Origin of the sequence: Streptomyces sp. NPDC048290, assembly GCF_040652095.1 — a bacterium.
Lineage (GTDB): Bacteria > Actinomycetota > Actinomycetes > Streptomycetales > Streptomycetaceae > Streptomyces.
In genome coordinates this window covers 1-18,887 of record NZ_JBEZLM010000037.1, presented here as the reverse complement: position 1 = coordinate 18,887, position 18,887 = coordinate 1, and the positions used below count along the sequence as shown (strand labels likewise).

Annotated in this window: 18 protein-coding genes and 1 rRNA gene; 4 read left to right on the top strand and 15 right to left on the bottom strand. The window is 71.1% G+C overall.

Features of this window, described 5'->3' with window-relative positions; all coding sequences use genetic code 11:
- Positions 1–2: 2 nt before the first annotated feature.
- Positions 3–995, bottom strand: coding sequence for a porphobilinogen synthase (gene hemB / locus AB0D49_RS38605; protein WP_362767802.1), 993 nt, complete (start codon positions 993–995; stop codon positions 3–5).
- Positions 996–1,095: 100 nt separating this feature from the next.
- Here hemB and AB0D49_RS38600 point away from each other — a divergent pair, with 100 nt between their 5' ends.
- Entirely contained in the window at positions 1,096–1,623 is a 528-nt protein-coding gene (locus AB0D49_RS38600) for a hypothetical protein (protein WP_362767799.1), read from the top strand.
- A 234-nt stretch (positions 1,624–1,857) separates the two neighbouring features.
- Here the strand turns inward: AB0D49_RS38600 and AB0D49_RS38595 are convergent, their stop codons facing one another.
- From AB0D49_RS38595 to AB0D49_RS38575, 5 genes are all read right to left on the bottom strand, one after another.
- Positions 1,858–3,564, bottom strand: a complete 1,707-nt coding sequence (locus AB0D49_RS38595) for a bifunctional uroporphyrinogen-III C-methyltransferase/uroporphyrinogen-III synthase (RefSeq protein WP_362767796.1) — start codon at positions 3,562–3,564, stop codon at positions 1,858–1,860.
- Complete coding sequence (hemC, locus tag AB0D49_RS38590) at positions 3,561–4,523, bottom strand: hydroxymethylbilane synthase (protein ID WP_362767793.1); 963 nt, start codon at positions 4,521–4,523, stop codon at positions 3,561–3,563. The genes AB0D49_RS38595 and hemC overlap by 4 nt, the downstream gene beginning before the upstream one ends.
- A complete protein-coding gene (locus AB0D49_RS38585) occupies positions 4,520–6,262 on the bottom strand; it encodes a glutamyl-tRNA reductase (RefSeq protein ID WP_362767790.1) in 1,743 nt (580 codons plus the stop codon). The genes hemC and AB0D49_RS38585 overlap by 4 nt, the downstream gene beginning before the upstream one ends.
- Positions 6,259–7,023, bottom strand: a complete 765-nt coding sequence (locus AB0D49_RS38580; RefSeq protein WP_362767788.1) for a redox-sensing transcriptional repressor Rex — start codon at positions 7,021–7,023, stop codon at positions 6,259–6,261. Before AB0D49_RS38580 ends, AB0D49_RS38585 begins: the two co-directional genes overlap by 4 nt.
- A 279-nt stretch (positions 7,024–7,302) precedes the next feature.
- On the bottom strand, positions 7,303–7,587 hold the full coding sequence (locus tag AB0D49_RS38575; RefSeq protein ID WP_362767785.1) for a glutaredoxin family protein: 285 nt from the start codon (positions 7,585–7,587) through the stop codon (positions 7,303–7,305).
- Positions 7,588–7,714: 127 nt separating this feature from the next.
- On the opposite strand from AB0D49_RS38575, the gene AB0D49_RS38570 reads away from it, so the two are divergent.
- The 3 genes from AB0D49_RS38570 to AB0D49_RS38560 all read left to right on the top strand — a co-directional run bounded on the left by AB0D49_RS38570 (position 7,715) and on the right by AB0D49_RS38560 (position 11,369).
- Positions 7,715–8,641 (top strand): HAD-IB family hydrolase, encoded by a 927-nt coding sequence (locus AB0D49_RS38570; protein WP_362767782.1) that lies wholly within the window; start codon positions 7,715–7,717, stop codon positions 8,639–8,641.
- A gap of 446 nt (positions 8,642–9,087) precedes the next feature.
- Positions 9,088–9,873 (top strand): ECF subfamily RNA polymerase sigma factor, BldN family, encoded by a 786-nt coding sequence (locus AB0D49_RS38565; RefSeq protein WP_362767778.1) that lies wholly within the window; start codon positions 9,088–9,090, stop codon positions 9,871–9,873.
- Between the two features lie 245 nt (positions 9,874–10,118).
- A complete protein-coding gene (locus AB0D49_RS38560; RefSeq protein WP_362767775.1) occupies positions 10,119–11,369 on the top strand; it encodes a DUF5667 domain-containing protein in 1,251 nt (416 codons plus the stop codon).
- A 102-nt stretch (positions 11,370–11,471) separates the two neighbouring features.
- Here AB0D49_RS38560 and AB0D49_RS38555 read toward each other — a convergent pair whose 3' ends face one another.
- From AB0D49_RS38555 to rrf, 9 genes are all read right to left on the bottom strand, one after another.
- On the bottom strand, positions 11,472–12,602 hold the full coding sequence (locus AB0D49_RS38555) for a lysophospholipid acyltransferase family protein (RefSeq protein ID WP_362767774.1): 1,131 nt from the start codon (positions 12,600–12,602) through the stop codon (positions 11,472–11,474).
- A 34-nt stretch (positions 12,603–12,636) separates the two neighbouring features.
- Positions 12,637–13,692, bottom strand: a complete 1,056-nt coding sequence (locus AB0D49_RS38550; RefSeq protein ID WP_362767771.1) for an NAD-dependent epimerase/dehydratase family protein — start codon at positions 13,690–13,692, stop codon at positions 12,637–12,639.
- Positions 13,693–13,970: 278 nt separating this feature from the next.
- The gene (locus AB0D49_RS38545) at positions 13,971–14,069 is read right to left on the bottom strand and encodes an AURKAIP1/COX24 domain-containing protein (protein WP_003948845.1); all 99 of its coding nucleotides are present in this window, start codon (positions 14,067–14,069) and stop codon (positions 13,971–13,973) included.
- Between the two features lie 111 nt (positions 14,070–14,180).
- Positions 14,181–14,393, bottom strand: a complete 213-nt coding sequence (locus tag AB0D49_RS38540) for a helix-turn-helix domain-containing protein (protein ID WP_362767926.1) — start codon at positions 14,391–14,393, stop codon at positions 14,181–14,183.
- A gap of 129 nt (positions 14,394–14,522) precedes the next feature.
- Complete coding sequence (locus tag AB0D49_RS38535) at positions 14,523–15,338, bottom strand: phosphatase (protein ID WP_362767768.1); 816 nt, start codon at positions 15,336–15,338, stop codon at positions 14,523–14,525.
- A 298-nt stretch (positions 15,339–15,636) separates the two neighbouring features.
- Positions 15,637–16,812: an acetoin utilization protein AcuC gene (locus tag AB0D49_RS38530; RefSeq protein WP_362767766.1), complete on the bottom strand. Its 1,176-nt coding sequence runs from the start codon at positions 16,810–16,812 to the stop codon at positions 15,637–15,639.
- Positions 16,763–17,989, bottom strand: a complete 1,227-nt coding sequence (locus AB0D49_RS38525; RefSeq protein WP_362767763.1) for an MFS transporter — start codon at positions 17,987–17,989, stop codon at positions 16,763–16,765. Before AB0D49_RS38525 ends, AB0D49_RS38530 begins: the two co-directional genes overlap by 50 nt.
- Before the next feature lie 66 nt (positions 17,990–18,055).
- Positions 18,056–18,700 (bottom strand): HAD family hydrolase, encoded by a 645-nt coding sequence (locus AB0D49_RS38520; RefSeq protein ID WP_362767760.1) that lies wholly within the window; start codon positions 18,698–18,700, stop codon positions 18,056–18,058.
- A 103-nt stretch (positions 18,701–18,803) separates the two neighbouring features.
- A 5S ribosomal RNA gene (gene rrf, locus AB0D49_RS38515) occupies positions 18,804–18,887 on the bottom strand; the annotation flags it as partial.

Genomic DNA, 18,887 nt, shown 5'->3' with positions numbered 1-18,887 from the left:
GGTCAGCGCAGCTTCCGGGCCGCCTCGGTGGCCCAGTAGGTCAGGATGTTCTGCGCCCCGGCCCGCTTGATGCCGGTCAGCGTCTCCATGATCGCCCGGTCCCGGTCGATCCAGCCCTTCTCGGCGGCGGCCTCGACCATCGAGTACTCCCCGGAGATCTGATAGGCGGCGACGGGCACGTCTACGGCGTCGGCGACCCGCGCGAGCACATCGAGATAGGGCCCGGCCGGCTTGACCATCACCATGTCGGCCCCCTCCGCCAGATCGAGGGCCAGCTCCCGCATCGACTCCCGGGCATTGGCGGGGTCCTGCTGATAGGTCCGCCGGTCACCGGTCAGCGAGGAGGCGACGGCCTCCCGGAACGGCCCGTAGAAGGCGGACGCGTACTTGGCGGTGTACGCGAGGACCGCGACATCCTCCCGCCCGATCTGATCGAGCGCGTCCCGTACGACCCCGATCTGCCCGTCCATCATCCCGCTGGGCCCCACGACATGGGCCCCGGCGTCGGCCTGGACCTGGGCCATCTCGGCGTACCGCTCCAGGGTCGCGTCGTTGTCGACCCGCCCGTCGGCGTCCAGCACACCGCAGTGCCCGTGATCCGTGGTCTCGTCCAGACAGAGGTCGGACATCACGAGCAGCTCGTCCCCGACCTCGGCCCGCACATCACGCAGCGCCACCTGAAGAATCCCGTCGGGATCGGTCCCAGGCGACCCGACCGCGTCCTTTTTGTTCTCCTCCGGCACCCCGAAGAGCATGATCCCGGAGACCCCGGCCTCGACGGCTTCGACGGCGGCCTTCTTCAGACTGTCCCGGGTGTGCTGCACGACACCGGGCATGCTGCCGATCGGCACCGGCTCACTGACGCCCTCCCGGACGAACGCGGGCAGGATGAGATCAGCGGGATGCAGCCGGGTCTCGGCGACCATCCGCCGCATCACGGCGGACCCCCGCAGCCGCCGGGGCCGCGCCCCGGGAAAGGTTCCGTACTTCGACATACCCCCCACGCTACGCCGCCGCCCCGCCCGCCCTTACCGACGCCCGGTCGGCTATAAAGACCGGAAACAGACACGTACCCGAAGCAGGAGTGAACACCGCATGGCCATGGTGGGCCTGTTCTGGATCGCCGAGGGCGACATCTACATAGGCGCGAAGCCGGTGGGCCTGGCCCCGGGCATCCGACTGACCCCCGAAGGCGTCCTGGCCCTGCACGACGGCCGATCGTCCCTCCACCTCTGGGAGGACGTCCACTCGCTCACCGTGACGGACATCCCGCTGCGCACCCTGCGCCGCCGGGCGGGCGCGATCAAGGACCTGGCACTCGGCACGGTCCTGGGCATGGCCCTACCACCGGACGGCGGCCTCCTGGACGAAACCCCACCCCTGATGAAGGTCTCTCTGGAATCCGGGACGACAACCCATGAATTCCCCGTGTACGCGGCGGCGGCCACCGGCTACACCCCCACCGAGGTGACCCTCTCCCACACCCTCCTGACCCACCTCACGGAGGGCGCGGCCACGATGTCGACCACCTTGTCGACCATGTCCACCTGGGGCCGCACAACCCCCACACATTCCCCCACCCACCAAACCCAGGAACAACTCCTCACCACCTGGACCACCTAGCCCACAGAGCAGAAACCAGGTGCAACCCACCCAGCCACGAGCCCCCCGTAGCTGCGGGCAATCGTGCCTCCCCCAGAGGGGGTACCCCCAGGGCGGCACGGGTGGGCGCAGCGGCACCCGGCCAGCGCCGGTTCGCGCCACGCCCCGGCCGGAGCCCCCACCCCCCGCACCACTCGACCCGGCCCACGCAACGCAGTAACCCCGCCGAGCCATCAAACGCCCCGGCACACCCGCCTACGTGGTAGACCGCCTCCGCCGAGCCCCCGGCCGCCGCTCACTCGGCCGAGTAACAACCTCCCCCGCCTCCACCGCCGCATCCCGCCGCCGCGCCCCGAACTCCGCAAGCGCCTCAGCCAGCCGATGCACAGACGGCTCAGGAGCCATCACATCCACCCGCAGCCCATGCTCCTCCGCGGTCTTGGCCGTAGCGGGCCCGATACACGCGATCACGGTCACGTTGTGCGGCTTCCCCGCGATCCCGACCAGATTCCGCACGGTGGACGACGACGTGAACAACACCGCGTCGAACCCACCCCCCTTGATCGCCTCCCGCGTCTCGGCCGGCGGCGGAGACGCCCGCACGGTCCGATAAGCGGTGACGTCATCCACCTCCCACCCCAGCTCGATCAACCCGGCGACCAACGTCTCCGTGGCGATATCGGCCCGCGGCAGGAAAACCCGGTCGATCGGATCGAACACGGGGTCGTAAGGCGGCCAGTCCTCCAGCAGCCCGGCGGCGGACTGCTCCCCACTCGGCACGAGATCCGGCTTCACACCGAAGGCGATCAACGCCTTCGCCGTCTGCTCCCCCACCGCGGCGACCTTGATCCCGGCGAACGCCCGCGCGTCGAGCCCGTACTCCTCGAACTTCTCCCGGACCGCCTTGACCGCGTTGACGGACGTGAAGGCGATCCACTCGTAGCGCCCGGTGACCAGCCCCTTCACCGCCCGCTCCATCTGCTGCGGGGTCCGCGGCGGCTCGACGGCGATGGTCGGCACCTCGTGCGGCACGGCCCCGTAGGACCGCAGTTGGTCGGAGAGCGAGGCCGCCTGCTCCTTGGTCCGCGGCACCAGCACCCGCCAGCCGAACAGCGGCTTGGACTCGAACCAGGAGAGCTGCTCGCGCTGCGCGACCGCGCTGCGCTCACCGACGACCGCTATCACCGGCCGCCCGCCCTCGGGCGAGGGCAGCACCTTGGCCTGCTTCAGCGTCTGCGCGATCGTGCCGAGCGTGGCGGTCCAGGTGCGCTGCCGGGTCGTCGTCCCGGCGACGGTCACGGTGATCGGCGTGTCCGGCTTGCGCCCGGCCGACACCAGCTCCCCGGCCGCCGAGGCGACGGAGTCCAGCGCGGTGGAGACCACGACCGTGCCGTCGGACGCCCCGACCTCGGTCCAGCACCGGTCGGAGGCGGTCCGGGCGTCCACGAACCGGACGTCCGCGCCCTGCGCGTCCCGCAGCGGCACCCCGGCGTAGGCGGGCACACCGACGGCGGTGGCGATCCCGGGGACGACCTCGAAGGGCACCCCGGCGGCGGCGCAGGCCAGCATCTCCTCGGCGGCGTACGTGTCGAGCCCGGGGTCACCGGGGACCGCGCGCACGACCCGCCTGCCGCCCCGCGCGGCCTCCATGACAAGATGTGCGGCATCCCGCTGAGCGGGGCCCCCAACGGTAGTTGACGAACCGTCAACCACTGTCAGCTGAGGCGTGCCCGTGCCCGGATCGGAGCCCGTGGAGGACTCCGGGTCCGTGTTCACGACGGAGACGCCCGGCCGCGCGTGGACGCGTACGACGTCGAGCACCTCGTGCTCGGCGACGAGAACGTCCGCGTGCGCCAGCGCTTCCACGGCGCGCAAGGTCAGCAGTCCTGGATCTCCGGGTCCGGCACCCAGGAAGGTGACGTGCCCGTGTTCCGGACCGGCGGGAAGGGTGGTGGGGCTCACTGTGCTCGCTCCCCCATCAGACCGGCCGCACCCTGGGCGAGCATCTCGGCGGCGAGTTCGCGGCCGAGAGCCACGGCGCCCTCGTGCGTCTCGGGTACGGGACCGGTGGTGGACAGCTGCACCGTACGGGTGCCGTCGGTCGTGCCGACGACGGCCCGCAGGCGCATCTCCTTGACAATCTGCCCGTCGGCCAGAAGGTCGGCCAGCGCGCCCACAGGGGCGGAGCAGCCGGCCTCCAGGGCGGCGAGCAGGGAGCGCTCGGCGGTCACGGCGACCCGGGTGAACGGGTCGTCGAGTTCGCCGAGCGCGGCGATCAGCGCCACGTTGTCCGCGGTGCATTCGATCGCCAGTGCCCCCTGGCCGGGGGCGGGCAGAACGGTGTCGACCGACAGGAAGTCGGTCACTTCGTCGCCGCGGCCGATCCGGTTGAGCCCGGCGGCGGCCAGTACGACGGCGTCGAGTGCCCCATCCTGCACGTACCGGATGCGGGTGTCGACGTTTCCGCGGATCGGCACGGTCTCGATGTCCAGCCCATGGCCGCGCGCGTACGCGTTCAGCTGCGCCGTGCGGCGCGCTGAGCCGGTCCCGATCCGCGCCCCGCGGGGCAGGTCGGTGAACTTCAGCGCGTCCCGGGCGACGATGACGTCCCTGGGGTCCTCGCGCCGGGGTATGGCGGCCAGCGCCAGGTCGGCGGGCTGGGCGGTGGGCAGGTCCTTGAGGGAGTGCACCGCGAAGTCGACCTCGCCGCGCAGCAGCGCGTCGCGCAGCGCGGTGACGAAGACCCCGGTGCCGCCGATCTGGGAGAGCTGCTCGCGGGAGATGTCGCCGTGGGTGGTGATCGCGACGAGTTCCACGGGCCGTCCGGTCGCCCGGCGCACCGCGTCGGCCACCAGCCCGGACTGGGCCATGGCGAGCTGGCTGCGCCGGGTGCCGAGCCGCAATGTCCGCTGATCACTCATACCTGTCGGTCCTTGGTCTCGATGCCGTCCCCGGCCTGGATGGCCCCCTGTACGGCCTCCGCGCCGCCCCCGGCCCGGGAGACGGCGGCGACCGTCTCGGGGTCGAGGTCGAACAGGGTCCGCAGCGCGTCCGCGTACCCGGCGCCGCCGGGTTCGGCCGCGAGCTGCTTGACCCGTACGGTCGGCGCGTGCAGCAGCTTGTCGACGACGCGGCGCACGGTCTGGGTGATCTCGGCGCGGTGCCGGTCGTCCAGGCCGGGCAGCCGTCCTTCGAGGCGGGCGATCTCCCCGGCCACCACATCGGCGGCCATGGTGCGCAGGGCGACCACGGTCGGGGTGATGTGCGCGGCCCGCTGGGCGGCGCCGAACGCGGCGACCTCGGCGGCGACGATGGCACGCACCAGATCGACGTCGGCGGCCATCGGGGCGTCGGCGGAGGCGTCGGCGAGGGACTCGATGTCGACCAGCCGGACCCCGGCGAGCCGGTGGACGGCCGCGTCGACGTCCCGCGGCATGGCGAGGTCGAGCAGGAACAGCAGCGGCTCGGGGCGCTCGGCCCCGCCCGGCGCTTCGGGTCTGCGGTGCTCGGGGACCCGTCCGGTGGCGGCGGCGGTCACGGCGAGCGCGCTGATCAGCTCGGCGTCGGCGCCGGGCCCGCGCCGCACGGTCCCGCCCCGCTCGGCGGCGGCCCCGCCGGCCACCCAGCTGGCGTGCTGCTCCAGGGTGGCCGCGTCCATCCCGGCGACGGCCGCCTCGCCCAGCACGGAGAACCCGGGCTGCACGGCGGACAGGTCCAGCGGACACCCGTCCTCGCTCCCGACGGAGGTCGGCGGCAGCCCGCCCCCGCTCTGCGTACGGCGGCCGGTCTCGTCGTCGAGTTCGACGGCGGGCACCCCGGTACGGCCCTGGAGGGCCTCGGCGATCAGGTCGGCGGTGAGCACGAGTCCGGTGGCGCCGGTGCAGGAGACGGCGATGTCGGCACGTGTCAGCTCGTCCGGCACCGCGTCCATCGGTACCGCGCGGGCCGCCACGTCCGTTTCGCCGGACTGGCGCAGGATGTCGACCAACCGCTCGGCGCGCTCGCCGGTCCGGTTGGCGATCACGATCTCGGCGACCCCGGCCCGTGCCAGCGTGGCCGCGGCCAGCGAGGACATCGAACCGGCGCCGATCACCAGCGCCTTCTTCCCGGCCGCCCAGCCACCGGCGTCCGCGCCCTGGGCGAGCTGCTGGAGCCCGAAGGTCACCAGCGACTGCCCGGCCCGGTCGATCCCGGTCTCGGAGTGGGCGCGCTTGCCGACCCGCAGGGACTGCTGGAACAGGTCGTTCAGCAGCCGTCCCGCGGTGTGCACGTCCTGCGCGGTGGCCAGGGAGTCCTTGATCTGCCCGAGGATCTGCCCCTCGCCGACCACCATGGAGTCCAGCCCGCAGGCCACCGAGAAGAGATGGTGGACGGCCCGGTCCTCGTAGTGCACATAGAGATAGGGAGTCAGCTCCTCCAGACCGACCCCGCTGTGCTGGGCGAGCAGCGTGGACAGCTCGGCGACCCCGGCGTGGAACTTGTCCACGTCGGCGTACAGCTCGATCCGGTTGCAGGTGGCCAGCACGGCGGCCTCGGCGGCCGGGTCGGCGGCGACCGTGTCCTGGGCCAGCTTGATCCGGGCGTCACCGGTCAGCGCGGCCCGTTCCAGGACGCTGACCGGGGCGCTGCGGTGGCTCAGCCCGACGACGAGCAGACTCATGCCGGCATCACGGCGGGTACGTCCCCGTCGGGCCCCTGCTCGGCGGACTGCTTGACGCCCTTGACGGCGGGCGGCGCGGCACTCTCGCCGGACTGCTCCTCACCGGCCTTGCGCTGCTCGTGGAAGGCGAGGATCTGCAGTTCGATGGAGAGGTCGACCTTACGGACGTCGACGCCCTCGGGGACGCTCAGCACGGTCGGGGCGAAGTTCAGGATGGAGGTGACCCCGGCGGCCACCAGCCGGTCGCACACCTGCTGCGCGGCACCGGCGGGGGTGGCGATCACCCCGATGGACACCCCGTTGTCCTGGATGATCTGCTCCAGGTCGTCGGTGTGCCGCACGGGGATACCGGCCACGGTCCGGCCGGTGAGCGCGGGATCGGCGTCTATCAGCGAGGCGACCCGGAAGCCACGGGAGGCGAACCCCCCGTAGTTGGCGAGCGCGGCGCCGAGGTTACCGATACCGACGATCACTACCGGCCAGTCCTGGGTCAGCCCCAGCTCGCGGGAGATCTGGTAGACGAGATACTCGACGTCGTAGCCCACACCCCGTGTCCCATAGGACCCGAGGTACGAGAAGTCCTTGCGCAGCTTCGCGGAGTTGACCCCCGCCGCTGCGGCCAGTTCCTCGGATGAGACGGTGGGCACCGAACGCTCGGAGAGCCCGGTGAGGGCACGGAGATACAGCGGAAGCCGGGCGACGGTGGCCTCGGGAATCCCTCGGCTACGGGTCGCCGGTCGGTGAGTTCGGCCAGTTGCCACGGTGCTCCTGCGGGTAGAGCGGGGCTGTGGGCGGGCGTAGGTCTCCGGTGTCCCCGGACCGCCCCGTCGAGTGCAGGCTATGTCTTTGTGAACGCGTGCACAAAGATGGTGTCCGATTTGCCCGGCCAACGTGACCGGGGTCACGCACCCCCGGCGCCTGCACCGGGAACCGGCACACAAACACCGCGCACCCATGACTCTGGGGGCCAAACCGCACACACTCCTCTAAGATCCACGCCCCCGAGACCGATTCGCCGTCGATCCTAAGCGATTTTCGGACTACTTGTACTGGTCGGTCAGTGCCTTCCTGAGCCGGTCGGCGTCCACCCGCCAGAACGTGTGCTGCTTCCCGTCGACCAGCACGACGGGAATCTGCTCCCAGTACTCCGCGTGGAGCACCGGGTCCCGGTCGATGTCCTTCTCCTCCCACACCACCCCCACCTCCCCGCAGACCTGCTCGACGACCGCCTGGGCGTCGTCGCACAGATGGCAGCCGGGCTTGCGGATGAGCGTGACGACACGCGCGCGCGGGGCGGGAGTCTTGCGCCGGAAGAGGGGACTCATGACGCCATTGTCCCGCCCGCCCCGGCCGCCGCACCCGCCCCGGCTTTACACCCCGGACAGGGAGAGTTCACACCCCGCAAACCTCCCGACTCCGGAACCACCGAACAGACTGGCTATGCTCACGGGCATGGCCGCTCTCCGATGGCTCACCCCCCGTAGGCGCTCCGCCACGGCGCGGAGCGTGTTGGCAGGCGAGGCTTCGGCCGAGGCCGCCCGCAAGACCACCGAGGGCTCCGGCGCCGAGCCGCCCTCCGGCGCGGAACCCGAGTTCCCGGTGCCCGGCGACACCCGGGCCGCCGCCTTCTTCGACCTGGACAACACCGTGATGCAGGGCGCCGCCCTGTTCCACTACGGCCGCGGCCTGTACAAGCGGAAGTTCTTCCAGACCGGCGACCTGCTGAAGTTCGCCTGGCAGCAGACCTGGTTCCGGCTGGCCGGCTTCGAGGACCCGGAGCACATGCAGGACGTCCGCGAGTCCGCCCTGTCCATCGTCAAGGGCCACCGGGTCGCCGAGCTGATGTCCATCGGCGAGGAGATCTACGACGAGTACATGGCCGAGCGCATCTGGCCCGGCACCCGCGCCCTGGCCCAGGCCCACCTGGACGCGGGCCAGCGGGTCTGGCTGGTCACCGCAGCCCCGGTGGAGATCGCCACGGTGATCGCCCGCCGCCTGGGCCTGACCGGCGCCCTCGGCACGGTCGCCGAGTCGGTCGACGGCGTCTACACCGGCAAGCTGGTGGGCGAGCCGCTGCACGGCCCGGCGAAGGCGGAGGCGGTCCGCGCCCTGGCCGCCGCCCAGCACCTGGACCTGACCCGCTGCGCCGCCTACAGCGACTCCCACAACGACATCCCGATGCTGTCCCTGGTCGGCCACCCCTACGCCATCAACCCCGACAGCAAGCTCCGCAAGCACGCCCGCGACCTCGACTGGCGGCTGCGCGACTACCGCACGGGCCGCAAGGCCGCGAAGGTCGGCATCCCGGCGGCGGCAGGCGTCGGCGCGGTGGCCGGAGGCACGGCGGCAGCCATCGCCCTCCACCGCAAACGCCGCTAGCCGGGGCGGTCGCCGAGACGGGCGCCAGAGCGGTCGCCGAGACGGGCGAAACCCCCTGACCCGCACCACGACACCGCCAACCGCGCAATCACCGACACACCCGAGCAACCCCGACGCACCCAACCGGCCCATCCCCAAAAACCGGCCAATCATCGGACCGTACCCAAGAAACCCCCTGACCACTCCCGTTGTCCGCGCACCGCCACAACACGCCCTGTATCTACCTCCAAATCGAAGCGATCAGATCAACGATCGCTCAAGTATCGGCACTTGATCGAACGTCAAGCGGTTACAGAAGCGACGTAATCGATGATTTGAGCAACTGGGTGTAGCAGTGCCTGCACGAAGCGTTATTCTCCTCAGACGCAAACCGGTACCCCTCCGTCGCTACGACGGGTGAACGGTCCCGCACTGCACGTGATGGAAGCTCTGCCTCTGGGAGTCCCGTGTACCCACACGTCGGGGTTGACGCCTCGGGCCTGGCTACGCTGCGCGCAACGGTCCAACAACTGCTGCGCGAGCTTGTCCCCACCGCGTACGCCGTCCCCGCCCTCGCCTCCGCCACCGCGCCCGTAGGCCCGTGCTACGCACTCGCCGAAGGAACCGCCGCGGTCGGCAGACGGTCCCGTACGACCGGCACCACCGGCGCGACCGCCACCGCCCGCCGTCCCGCGGCCGACAGCGACAGCGCCCGCATGATGGATCTCGTGGAGCGCGCCCAGGCGGGCGAGGCCGACGCGTTCGGCCGCCTCTACGACCAGTACAGCGACACGGTCTACCGCTATATCTACTACCGCGTCGGCGGCAAGGCGACCGCGGAGGATCTCACCAGTGAGACCTTTCTGCGCGCGCTCCGCCGGATCGGCACCTTCACCTGGCAGGGCCGCGACTTCGGCGCCTGGCTGGTGACGATCGCCCGCAACCTGGTCGCCGACCACTTCAAGTCCAGCCGCTTCCGCCTGGAGGTCACCACCGGCGAGATGCTCGACGCCAACGAGGTCGAGCGCTCCCCGGAGGACTCCGTCCTGGAGTCCCTCTCCAACGCCGCCCTGCTCGACGCGGTCCGCCGGCTCAATCCCCAGCAGCAGGAGTGTGTGACCCTGCGCTTCCTCCAGGGCCTGTCCGTCGCGGAGACCGCCCGCGTCATGGGCAAGAACGAGGGGGCGATCAAGACCCTCCAGTACCGCGCCGTCCGCACCCTCGCCCGGCTGCTCCCGGACGACGCCCGCTGACCACAGCTTCGTTCACACACGTTCAGCAACCATCAACTCACGGTCAGTGAAAGCCCGTTGACTCCCCGATCCGATCATCCGCAGTCCGTAACCCAAGTGCCGCGCCGCTCGTTGTGCGGGATGCAGGCTCCCTGTGGTCACCCCCTGACCGACTTCGATCACCCGATCGTGTGTACCCGGTCAGGGCGTGCAACCCTCAGGACCCCCTGGGGAGTCGACCGTCATGACGAGAGGAGGTGCCGCCAGTGATCGCGAACGTATCGGCGCACCGGCGGGCGAACGCCTTCGCCCAGGTCTTGGAGGAACAGTCCGGCCGGGGCACGGCGGCCGAGCAGACCGAGGGTTCACCCCCGGCCGCGGCAGCCGCCGAACACACCGAACAGAGCCGTCTGTTGGCCCTCGCCGCGAGTCTCGGCGACCTGCCCCGCCCGGAGCTGGACCCGGAGGTCAAGGTCGTTCAGCGGGCGCAGCTGGTGGCCGCGATGGAGGCGATGCTCCAGGAGGGCACCGCCGGAGCAGCGGCAGCGGACCCTTCGGTGCCCGAGCAGCGATCCCGCAGAAGCAAGGGCGCTCACCGGGCCACCTCGCTGGGGAAGTTCCGTCCCCGCAGCCGGCTAGCCAAGGGCCTCACGGCCGGCGGACTGAGCGTGAGCGTGGCGGCGGGCGCCTTCGGCGGAGTCGCCGCCGCCAGCTCCGACGCCCTCCCCGGTGACTCGCTCTACGGGCTCAAGCGCGGCATAGAGGATTTCAAGCGCGGTCTGGCCGAAGGCGACGACGAACGCGGTCACGCGTACCTGGACCAGGCGTCGACCCGGCTCAACGAGGCCCGGCGGCTGATGGAACGCGGTCGCGGCGGCCAGCTCGACCACGAGTCCCTCGGTGAGATCCGCCGCGCCCTGTCCGGGATGACCCACGACGCCAGCGAGGGCCACCGGCTGCTCACCGCGGCCTACCAACGCGACCCCGACTCGCTCGGCCCCATCCAGGCGCTGTCCTCCTTCTCCCAGTCCCACCGTGACGCGTGGGGCGCCCTGCGCGACCGGCTCCCGGTCCAGCTCGGCGACGTCAGCCAGCAGGTGACCTCGGTCTTCGACGCCATAGAGGAAGAGGTCGCCCCGCTGCGGTCCCTGCTCCCGCAGCCCCCGGCGAGGGGCGGCACCACCACGGACAGCGGCAACGGACAGAGCAGCCCCGGCAGTGGCCGCTCCGCCGACTCCACCGACCCGGGCGCGTCGTCCTCCGCCCCCAGCCAGGGCACGGCCGACAGCGGCCACTCCCGTACGGACAGCCCCCACCGCCCCGCCGACCCCGGCACCGCCGAGAACGACGGTCTGCTCGGCGGCGGCACCGGCGGCCTCCTGGACCCGCCGCACCACACCGGCGGCACCAGCCCGTCCCCGAGCAGGCCGCCCAGCGCCGAACCCGACGTCACGCTGCCCCCGCTCCTCCCGGGCCTCCTGCCCGGCCTGGGCATCGACAGCGAGGACGCCGAGTAGCACGACGACCGCACGATGGGGCGCCCTCTCCCGCAGAGGGCGCCCCATCGTCGTACCGGCTCAGAAGAACGGGCTCAGAAGTACCGGTTCAGAAGAAGCGGCTCAGAAGAACACCGAGCGGCGCTGGACCAGCAGCTTGTACAGGGTGTGCTGGATCTGTTCGCGGACCTGGTCGGTGAGGTTGAACATCAGCATCGGGTCCTCCGCCGCCTCCGGCGGATAGCCGTCCGTCCGGATCGGCTCACCGAACTGGATCGTCCACTTCGTCGGCAGCGGCAGCGCGCCGAGCGGCCCCAGCCAGGGGAAGGTCGGGGTCAGCGGGAAGTACGGGAAGCCCAGCAGCCGGGCCAGGGTCTTGGAGTTGCCGAGCATCGGATAGATCTCCTCGGCGCCCACGATCGAGCACGGCACGATCGGCGCGCCCTGCCGCAGCGCCGTCGAGACGAAGCCGCCCCGCCCGAACCGCTGGAGCTTGTAGCGCTCGCTGAACGGCTTGCCGATGCCCTTGAACCCCTCCGGCATCACCCCCACCAGCTCGCCCGACGCGAGCAGCCGTTCGGCGTCCTCCGCGCAGGCCAGGGTGTGCCCGAGCTTGCGGGCCAGCTCATTGACCACCGGCAGCACGAAGACCAGGTCGGCGGCGAGCAGCCGCAGATGCCGGTCCGCCGGATGGTGGTCGTGCACGGCGACCTGCATCATCAGCCCGTCCAGCGGCACCGTCCCCGAGTGGTTGGCGACGATCAGCGCACCGCCCTCGGCGGGGATGTTCTCGATGCCCTTCACCTCGACCCGGAAGTAGTTCTCGTACACCGGGCGCAGCAGCGACATCAGGACCTGGTCGGTCAGTTCCTCGTCGAAGCCGAAGTCGTCGACCTCGTAGTCGCCGGTCAGACGGCGGCGCAGGAAGGCCAGCCCGCCCGCGATCCGCCGCTCCAGGCCGCCGCCGGGGCCGTCCTGCGGCGGCTCCGCTTCCTCACTGGTCACAGGGACGTCATCCTGCGTCCGGGGCGTGCCGGGCAGGGCCTGGACATCGGCGGTGGCGTCCCCGTCGGGCTCCGTACCGGCCTCGTGGCCGGGCGCGCCGGCCGGGTCGAGCTGCTCGTCGAGCTGATGGACCGGCGCCGGCTTCCCGCCGGCCCGCCGACTGCCCGCGCCCCGGCGGCGCCCGGAGCGCTGCGCCCCGCCCCCACGGGACCGGTCGTCGTCGAACGGAAGGACCTTGGCATCCGCCATCGTTGATGCGCTCCTCGGTTGGCGCTGGTGGGCGCTAGTCGGCGCTCGTGGGGTGGCCGCCACCGGCGACGGGCAGCGCGGTGAGCCGGTCGACGGCCCGTGCGACGGCCTCGGGCGGCAGCAGTCCGGGCCCCCGGCCGCGCACGAAGTCCGCGAACGTCTCCGCCGTGGTGTACTTCGGCCGGAATCCCAGTGTCTCGCGCATCTGCGCGGTCGAGACGACCCGGCCATGGGTGAGCAGCCGGATCTGCTCGGGCGAGAAGTCGGTCATCCCGAGGGTCCGCACCAGCGACCCGGCCCAGGTCACCGCGGGCAGCAGCAGCGGCACGGTCGGGCGGCCGAGCCGCCGGGCGCACTGCGACAGCAGCAGCACCCCGTCCCCGGCCACATTGAAGGTGCCGCTGTTCAGCGTCCCGCGGCGCGGCTCCTGCGCGGCGATCCGCAGCACGTCGATCACATCGTCCTCGTGCACGAACTGCAGCCGGGGGTCGTAGCCCAGGACCGTCGGCAACACCGGCAGCGAGAAGTACGCGGCGAGCGGCGAGTCCGCGCTCGGCCCGAGGATGTTCGCGAACCGCAGCACACACACGGCGACATCGGGGCGCCGCCGGGCGAACCCGCGCACATACCCCTCGACCTCGACGGTGTCCTTGGCGAAGCCGCCGCTGGGCAGCGACTTGGGCGGGGTCGTCTCGGTGAACACCGCCGGATCGCGCGGCGCGGACCCGTACACATTGGTGCTCGACTTCACCACCAGCCGCTTCACCGTGGGGGACTTCTGGCAGGCGCCGAGCAGCTGCATGGTGCCGATGACGTTGGTCTCCTTGACCGTGGCCCGGCTGCCGCTGCCCAGCGCGGTCGCGGTGACATCCATGTGGACGACCGTGTCCGCCCCGGTCTCGGCGAGCACCCGGGCGATGGTCGGCTGGCGGATGTCCGCACGGATGAAGTCGGCGCCGCCGAGCGGGTGCTCCGGGTCCACCGCGTCCACCGCGATCACCCGCTCCACCCCGGGGTCCCGCTGGACCCGCCGGACGAAACGGCCGCCGAGCCGTCGCGCCACTCCGGTCACAAGCACGACCTTGCCCAAGATCAGCGCCTCTCTTCCCGATGCACCGCGCCGCTGCCGCCAACTTAGCGCCTCGACATTGCGCTGTGATGACCGCACACCCCCGAGGCCACCGATTCCGGCCCCGCGGTGCCCCCCGTACGTCCCCGGACATGACGACGGCCCCCCACCGGTCCAGGACCGGCAGGGGGCCATCCACATTCGCTTGCGCCCGACGGCGTCACGAACGTCGCAGAAGCATCAGCACCGGTGACGACGGCACCCGGGAATCACCCCGCCACCACCGCCCCGCACCGCCGCTACTTCTTGTTACGACGCTGGACGCGCGTGCGCTTGAGCAGCTTGCGGTGCTTCTTCTTGGCCATCCGCTTGCGCCGCTTCTTGATAACAGAGCCCACGACTACCCTCGCTCACTTCTCATCACTCGGTGTTTGGGCGCCATGGGCCCACACGACCTACGAGGGGCTAGCCTACCCGCCCGAGCGCTGAGGTCGTAATCGAGGGGATCGTCAGGCCGTCTCCACCCCCACATAACTGTCGCGGAGGTACTCATGAACCGCGTTCTCGGGGACACGGAAGGACCGTCCCACCCGAATCGCGGGCAGATGACCACTGTGCACCAGCCGGTACACGGTCATCTTCGACACTCGCATCACCGAGGCAACCTCCGCCACGGTAAGGAACTGAACCTCGCTCAGAGGCCTCTGATCGCCAGCAGCCATGACACACCTGAACCTTCCGCACTCGACGGCCACCGGCTTCCCCTTCCGGTGACTCTTCGTCGTTGCGTGCTCACTCCCCAATGTAGGGGCGGGTGATGCGAGTGGGGAAGAGGTGCACCTATCGGCGGCCTACTGTGACAGACACGCTCGATTGAGTACGTAGCGGGTCAGCGGCAGGTAGTAATCGGACCGCACGCCGTCATCGAGGGGAACGACGACGGACACCCGTCCCTCCGCCTCCCCGACGAACAGCGCGGGATCATCCGTATCGCCCAGACCGATAGCCTCGAACCCCAGCTGACCTGCCCCGCAGACCCAGCCGTGGTCTCCGATCACCAGCTCCGGCAGCGGCCCGCCGGCCTCGGCGAGCGCCGCCAGCGCCATCCGCACCGGCAGCGGGGAATGCGCATGCGCGCCGGTCGCACGACGGGGGGCCCCAGGGTTGTGCGCCCGCACGAACCCGACGCCCCGTACGTAATCAAGGTTGTACGTGCGTAGACCGAACCGGGTCGTTATGTCGACACAGCGACCCTGCGCCGGGGTGAGAACAACACATCCCGCCGCCGACAGAGCGTCTGCGAGCCCGGCGTAGAAACCCAGCAGCGCATCCGGGTGCCCGGTCCCGATCAGCACCGGCCCCTTGCGCTGAGCTACCTCGGCGATCCGCTCGGCGAACCGATCGAACGCGAGCAGCGTCCGCAGCGGATCGATCACATCCGGCCCGTCGACATAGCGCGGGTCCGGAGATACCCCACACTTATCCGCCATTAAACCGATCAATTCCGGCTCATCCCAGATGCCTTCGGGGTCGATCCCGAGCAGCACCCGGGGGTCGCGGGCCGCGAACAGCCGATAGCTCCGCAGACTCACCTCACGCCCGGTGGCGACGACCCCCGCGATCCGGCACCCCACCAGATGCCCAAGAACACCCCGACGACCGAGCACGCCCCGATGCTCCCGCACAACCACCCGGCCCACCCGGGCCTTCCCGCTATTCCCCCACGAGCGGCGTAACGACGGATGCCCCGGCGACGGCCACAGCGACGGGCTTCCCTGACGCCGGGCACACCGACCGCTTCTCCGGCGGCAGGCACACGGACGGCTTCCCCGGCGAGGCGCACACCGACCGCTCCCCCGGCAGCGGACACCGCGACGCAATCCCCGGCAGCGGACACCGCGACGGACGCCCCACGACGGATGCCCCGCGACCGGCGTGCCGACGGACGCCCGAACCGCCCACACCTCAGGCCAGCAGCCCCCGCAGCGGAAAGACCGCCCGCCGAGCCGCCAGCACCGCCTGGTCCACCCGGTCCCCCGGGTCGTACCCGTCCTCCCAGGCCCGCCACGCCACCGGCCACCGCCCATCGGTCATCCGCACCGGCGCCAGTTGCCGGGTCCGGGCGAAGACCTCGGCCCGCCATCCCTCCGGAATCACCGTCTCCGGCGCCACCTCACGCCCCGCCGCGATCCCCACCAGATGCGCCCAGGACCGCGGCACCACCTCCACCACCGCGTAGCCACCCCCACCGAGGGCCACCCACCGCCCCCCGGCGTACTCGTGCGCCAGCTCATGACAGGCGGCCTGCACGGCACGCTGGGCGTCCAGGGAGACGGCCAGATGCGCCAACGGGTCCTCGAAATGCGTGTCCGCCCCGTGCTGGGTCACCAGCACGTCCGGCCGGAAGTCGGCCAGCAGCTCCGGCACCACCGACTGGAACGCCCGTACCCATCCCGCGTCCCCCGTCCCCGCGGGCAACGCCACATTCACCGCTGACCCCGCCGCCGGCCCCGCCGCCCCCGTCTCCTCCGGCCATCCGGTCTGCGGGAACAGCGTCCTGGGGTGCTCGTGCAGCGACATCGTCAGCACCCGCGGATCGTCCCAGAAGGCCGCCTGCACCCCGTCCCCGTGATGCACGTCGACATCCACATAGGCGACCCGCTCGGCCCCCAGCTCCAGCAGCCGCGCGATGGCCAGCGCCGCGTCGTTGTAGACACAGAACCCGGAGGCGGCCCCCGGCATCGCGTGATGCAGTCCGCCCGCGAAGTTCACCGCGTGCAGGGCGTCCCCGCGCCACACCGCCTCGGCCGCCCCCACCGACAGCCCCGCGATCAGCGCCGACACCTCATGCATCCCGGCGAACGCCGGATCGTCCACGGTCCCCAGCCCGTACGCCTGGTCCGCGGACCCCGGGTCCACGGACGCGGCCCGCACCGCCGCGATGTAGTCCTCCCGGTGGACCAGCCGCAGCGTCGAGTCCCCGGCCGGCTTCGCCGACCCGACCTCCATCGCCTGGTCCAGCCCCAGCGCCCCGACCAGCGACCGGGTCAGCGCCAGCCGGACCGGGTCCATCGGATGCTCCGGGCCGAAGTCATACCCCGTGACCGCCTCGTCCCACATCAGCTGTGCGCGCCCGCTCATGCCCGCCACCGTATCGGTCACCCTGTCCCTCGAACGACCGGGCGTACACCAACGTCACCAGCACCAGCACCATCGGTACGAGCATGGCCCCCCGATAGCTCCACACATCGCCCAGCGCCCCCACCAACGGCGAACCCACCAGGAACCCGACGTAGTTGAAGATGTTGAGCCGCGCCACCGCCGCGTCCGACGCCCCGGGGAACAGCCGCCCCGCCGCCGCGAACGTCTGCGGCACCAGCACACACAGCCCGAGCCCCACCAGCGTGAACCCGAGCATCCCCGCCCAGGCCCCCGGCGCCCCCGCCACCACCGCGAACCCCCCGGCGGCCACCACGGCCCCGCCCCGCACCACGGCCACCGCCCCGAACCGCCGCACCCCGAAGTCCCCCAGCGCCCGCCCCACCAAGGTGGTCACCATGTACACGTTGTACGGCAGGGTCGCGAGCTGCTCGGACGACCCCAGCACATCCTGCAAATACTTGGCACTCCAGTTGGAGACCGTGGAATCCCCGATGTAGGCGAACGTCATCACCAGACAGAGCGGCAGCAACGCCTTGAACACCACACCCGAGCCCCCGGCCCCACCGGACGACTCCGGCGCACCCCCGACGGCCTCCTTCTCCCCGTCCACATACCACCGGCTGCCGACCAGCGCCGCAGGCACCAGCACACACACCACCGGCAGATACGACACCCACAGCGCGAGCCCCCAATGGGCGCCCACCCACGCCAGCGAGGCCCCCAGAATCCCGCCGAGGCTGTACGCGGCATGGAACCCGAGCATGATGCTCCGCCCGTACGCCCGCTGAAGACTCACCCCGAGCATGTTCATCGCGGCATCGAGCGCGCCCACCGCCAGCCCGAACACCGCGAGCGCGACGGCCAGTTCGACCATCCGCTCCCCGGCCCCGACCCCGAACAGCGCCAGCAGCACCACCGGCTGCGACCACCGCAGCACCGTGCTGGGCCGCACCCGCTTCACCAGCCACTCGGTGCCCACACTCCCGACCCCGGCCAGGATCGGCACCGCGGCCAGAAAGACCGGCAGCAGCGCGTCGGACACCCCGTACTGATCCTGAACCGCCGGAATCCGTGTCACCAGCAAGGCGAAGGCCACGCCCTGGGCGAAGAAGCCGAACGCCAGCGAAGCCCTACCGCGCCGCAGCACCTCAGTCATGGCGGCGAGCGTAGGGCCCTGGGCTGCCCCTGCCTATATCAAGCCAAAGATGAATTTCCCTCAGCTTCAACTCACCAGCGGGGCTAGCTCTTCCATCTCGAAGAAGAACCGCCCGGCCCCCGCCAGCCGCTCCACCGGAGTCATCGCGGCGAACCCCACCACATCCATCCCCGCGGCGACACCCGCCCGCACCCCCAGCGCGCTGTCCTCCACCACGACACACCGCTCAGGCGCCACCCCCATGGCCCGAGCCGCGTACAGAAACAGATCCGGCGCCGGCTTCCCCCGCCCCACGTCCTCGGCACTGAAGATCCGCTCGTCCCCGAACCACCGCTCCAGCCCGGTGACCCGGTGCCCGACCCGAATCCGCCGATGACTCCCCGACGAGGCAACGCAGTACGGCACCCCGGCGGCCGTCAGCCGCTCCAGCATCTCCACCACCCCCGCGACCGGCTTCAACTCCCGCTCGAACGCCGCGAAGACCCGCTCATGCAGCACATCGTCGAACTCCTCCGGCAGCCGCTCGCCGGTCCGCTCCAGAATCAGATCGTGCACCCGATGCACCGCGGCCCCCATGTAGTCCCGCAACGAGTCCTCGTACGAGGTCGGGTACCCCAGCTCGGTCAGATACCCGGCGAGCAACCGATTGGAGATCGGTTCGCTGTCGACCAGCACCCCGTCATTGTCAAAGATCACCAGGTCATAGCGCATGACCATGACCCTAAGCTCCCCGAACTCTCCGGTGTCGTCGGTGGGGTACCGGAAACGCAGAAAAGCCCCGCATCCGAAGATGCGGGGCTTCCCCTCAAAGTTTGTTCGGCGGCGTCCTACTCTCCCACCGGGTCCCCCCAGCAGTACCATCGGCGCTGTAAGGCTTAGCTTCCGGGTTCGGAATGTA

Coding starts and splice junctions, on each gene's coding strand:
- AB0D49_RS38555 (WP_362767774.1), bottom strand. CDS start 12,602: ATGGCGGATGCCAAGGTCCTTCCGTTCGACGACGACCGGTCCCGTGGG.
- AB0D49_RS38575 (WP_362767785.1), bottom strand. CDS start 7,587: ATGAGTCCCCTCTTCCGGCGCAAGACTCCCGCCCCGCGCGCGCGTGTC.
- AB0D49_RS38525 (WP_362767763.1), bottom strand. CDS start 17,989: ATGACTGAGGTGCTGCGGCGCGGTAGGGCTTCGCTGGCGTTCGGCTTC.
- hemB (WP_362767802.1), bottom strand. CDS start 995: ATGTCGAAGTACGGAACCTTTCCCGGGGCGCGGCCCCGGCGGCTGCGG.
- AB0D49_RS38600 (WP_362767799.1), top strand. CDS start 1,096: ATGGCCATGGTGGGCCTGTTCTGGATCGCCGAGGGCGACATCTACATA.
- AB0D49_RS38585 (WP_362767790.1), bottom strand. CDS start 6,262: ATGAGTCTGCTCGTCGTCGGGCTGAGCCACCGCAGCGCCCCGGTCAGC.
- hemC (WP_362767793.1), bottom strand. CDS start 4,523: ATGAGTGATCAGCGGACATTGCGGCTCGGCACCCGGCGCAGCCAGCTC.
- AB0D49_RS38540 (WP_362767926.1), bottom strand. CDS start 14,393: ATGGCTGCTGGCGATCAGAGGCCTCTGAGCGAGGTTCAGTTCCTTACC.
- AB0D49_RS38530 (WP_362767766.1), bottom strand. CDS start 16,812: ATGAGCGGGCGCGCACAGCTGATGTGGGACGAGGCGGTCACGGGGTAT.
- AB0D49_RS38570 (WP_362767782.1), top strand. CDS start 7,715: ATGGCCGCTCTCCGATGGCTCACCCCCCGTAGGCGCTCCGCCACGGCG.
- AB0D49_RS38520 (WP_362767760.1), bottom strand. CDS start 18,700: ATGCGCTATGACCTGGTGATCTTTGACAATGACGGGGTGCTGGTCGAC.